This window comes from Streptomyces sp. MBT65, assembly GCF_016612545.1.
Classification (GTDB): domain Bacteria; phylum Actinomycetota; class Actinomycetes; order Streptomycetales; family Streptomycetaceae; genus Streptomyces.
In genome coordinates, this window is record NZ_JAENRY010000535.1 from 1 (window position 1) to 3,124 (window position 3,124).

Annotated in this window: 1 protein-coding gene and 2 pseudogenes; all 3 read right to left on the minus strand. The window is 73.8% G+C overall.

Translation table 11 applies throughout. The annotated features are described in order from the left end of the window. Positions 1 to 653, minus strand: a pseudogene (pkaE, locus tag JHN63_RS49850) (serine/threonine protein kinase PkaE); the annotation flags it as partial. Between the two features lie 65 nt (positions 654 to 718). Beyond that, positions 719 to 1,375, minus strand: a complete 657-nt coding sequence (locus JHN63_RS49855; protein WP_200691754.1) for a hypothetical protein — start codon at positions 1,373 to 1,375, stop codon at positions 719 to 721. 144 nt (positions 1,376 to 1,519) lie between these two features. Continuing rightward, positions 1,520 to 3,124 (minus strand): annotated as a pseudogene (locus tag JHN63_RS49860) (N-6 DNA methylase); the annotation flags it as partial.

Below are 3,124 nucleotides of genomic sequence, written 5' to 3' on the forward strand. Positions count from 1 at the left end.
CGGCGCTCGGTGTGCTGCACCGGCACCTCGTACAGGTGCCGGTGCAGCACACCGAGCGCCGTCGAACCCGCGAACGGCACGTCCCCGCTGAGGAGTTCGTGCAGCAGCACACCGAGCGCGTACAGGTCGGTGTACGGGCCGACCGCGCCGCCCATCGCCTGCTCGGGCGCCATGTAGGCGGGCGATCCGATGGGCGTGCCGGTGTGGGTGAGGCGGGTGGTGTCGGCGTCCATGACCGAGGCGACGCCCAGGTCCAGGACGGTGACCGTGCCGTCCTGCTTCACCATCACGTTGCGCGGCTTCAGGTCGCGGTGGACGATCGGCACGGCGTGCACGGCGCTCAGCACGGCGCACAGTTGGGCCGCGACCGCGACCGCCCACTGCCACGGGTAGGGGTCCTGCTCGGCGAGGTGGTCGGAGAGGTCGGCGCCGTCGATGTACTGCATGACGAGGAACAGCTCCTCGCCCTCGCTGCCCGCGTCGTGCACCGTGACAAGACCGGGGTGGTCGACCTGCGCGGTCACCCGGCACTCGCGCACGAAGCGGCGCCGCAGCTCGTCGGCCTCCTGCCCGGCCACCTTGTCGGGGCGCAGCAGCTTCACCGCCACGCGCCGGTCGAGTCTTCGGTCGTACGCCGTCCAGACCTGGCCCATGCCGCCCTGTCCGATGAGCGTGGACAGTTCATAGCGGTCCGCGACGACCCGTCCTGCCGCCACGGTCACCTTCCGCCCTCGTCGTGCTTGCGCAGATAGTCACTCAGCTCGTCGAGCTCGGCCCGCACCTGGTCGATCCGGGCGGGCGCGGGGCGCTGCGGCGGCGTGGACATCGGCGGCTGCGGCACGGGCGTCTGGGGTATCGGCGGCGGGGTGTGCCGGGGCACGGGCGTGTGCGGCATCGGGGGCGGGGTGTGCTGCGACGTGGTCGTCGCGGTGAACGGCGTCGCGGGCCGCGCCGGTCCCGAAGGCGGCGCGGGCTGCGGATAGCCGTAGGCCGGTGCCGGGATCGGCCCGCCGCCGTAACCGCCGCCGTAGCGGAGTCGCTGGAAGTGGCGTATGTCCGCCGCCAGGTAGTACACCGTCCCCGCCAGCAGGGTGCCCAGGAGGAGGGTGAGGCCCAGATAGCCGCCCGGGGTGTGGATCTCCTCGCCGGGCTCGGAGCCGAGCAGCACGATGCTGAGGAGGTCCGCCGCCAGCGCGGCCACCAACAGGCCCCAGTCCAGGGACTTCCGGGTCACGATGGCCAGCCGCAGCAGCATCGTCCAGGCCAGGAACCCGATGGTGAACACCGAGATCGCCACGAACAGCACACGGACGAAGACCAGTGCCGCGGCGGGCGGCGGCTGCTTCGCGGGGTGCGGGTAGCCGTGGCCTTGCATGGCTGCTCCTGATGCCTTCGAAGGACTGTCGTGCGATTGTCGCTTCGAGCGTATAGGCCCACACCGACAACCGGTCCCGGGTTGTACCGAACCGTTGTCGTGCTGATCGATTCCTACGGCATCTCAGGTGCCGGTGGGGGCCGTTCAGTCAGGTGTGACCGTGCCGTCCGTCAGGCCGTCGTACATGCCGCGCACGAGTTGCTCGCCGAGCCGGCCCGCCTGCCGCAGTGTCCGCTCGAAGTCCTCCAGGGCGCGGAACCGGGCGCCGTAGCGGCGCTGTTCGTCCAGGGACAGGCGCGGCAACTGGAGCCTGCGGACGTCGAGTCGGGTCGCCGTGGACGCGTAGCTGCTGGCCTGGCGGTTGTTGGCGGTGCCGCGCAGGAAGCCGGCGAGGAACCACGGGTCCAGCGACCCCGGGTCGGGCCGCAGCAGCACCAGGCTGCGGCCCAGGGCGGCGCCCGCGGTGGTGTCGTCGATCACGCGCGCCATCGCACCGCCGCCGAGCACCGGGACGACGACATCGCCCGGCTCGGTGAGGACGGCCTCCTCCTCGCTCTCCGGGAGCATCCCGGAAGGAGCCGTTCCGGCGAGGACGTCGTGGTCGGTGAGCACGGGCACACGCGCGTGGCCGCCGTTCCCGCCGGTACGCATCACCAGGGCGCCCCCGCGCGCGAGTTCACCGATCGTGGTGAGCGGCCAGCGCGCGGGCCGCTCGGGGGCGCCGGAGTGGTCCACGGGCGGCGGGGTGAGGTCGGCGGTCAGCCGGAGCGTCTCACCGAGCCGCTCGCGCACGGCCGTGAGCTCGTCGGCGCCCTCGGCCGCGGTCGCGGGCGGGAGATGACGGGCGGGGGCCAGGTCCACGTCGTCGTCGAGGAGTTCGATGACCGGCACGGAACGCGCCAGCCCCGGCTCCTCCTCCAGCCCACTCGCCCGGTCGAACGCCCGCCAGGCCTCGGTCACCGCACCCCGCACCGCCTGCCAGTCCGGCCCGCCGCGCCCCTCGGTGGCGAACCGCCCGGTGTCCACCAGCAGCACCTCCGGCTGCGCGGGCGCCCGCTCCGGCCGCCGCAGCACCCACAGGTGCAGCGGGATGTTGTACGGCGGCGCCGCCCCGATCGGCAGCGCCACCACCGCCCGCAACGCCCCGCGCCGCAGCAGGTCGGCGCGGATACGGCGGCCCGAGCGCCGGGAGGCCGCGGCCGGCGGCATCAGCAGCACGGCCGTGCCGCCGTCCTTGAGCCTGGCCAGCGCGTGCTGCACCCAGGCCAGCTCGGACTCGTTGCGCGCCGGGAAGCCGTACTCCCAGCGGGGGTCGTAGGCGAGTTCGTCGTAGCCCCAGTTGCGCTCGTTGAACGGGGGATGGCACAGGAGTTGCCACGTCGGCCCGCAGCGCCGGGTACGCGTCGGCGCGCAGCGTGTCCCCGGCCGTACCGCGGACGGTGACCCGCGCGTGCAGGGCGAGCCGGAGCGCGGTGAGCGCGGCGAGTTCGGGGGCGTTGTCCTGCGCGTACAGCTGCTGTTCGGGGCGGGGGGTGACGGCCCGCAACAGGGCGCCGGTGCCGCAGGCCGGGTCCAGCACGGTGTGCGCCGGGCCCGCCAACTCGGCCATGAGACGGGCGAGTTCGGTCGGGGTGAGCGTGTACTGGCGCGGGTTGGCGTCCAGATGCCGCCCCAGCAGGAACTCGAACGCCTGGCGCGCGCCCAGCTCCGCGGCGAGTTCGGCGGCGCCGCGGAGGAGGGCGCGCGCCA

Excerpts from the sequence above, each read along its gene's own strand:
- JHN63_RS49855 (WP_200691754.1), bottom strand. The coding sequence starts at position 1,375 with ATGCAAGGCCACGGCTACCCGCACCCCGCGAAGCAGCCGCCGCCCGCC.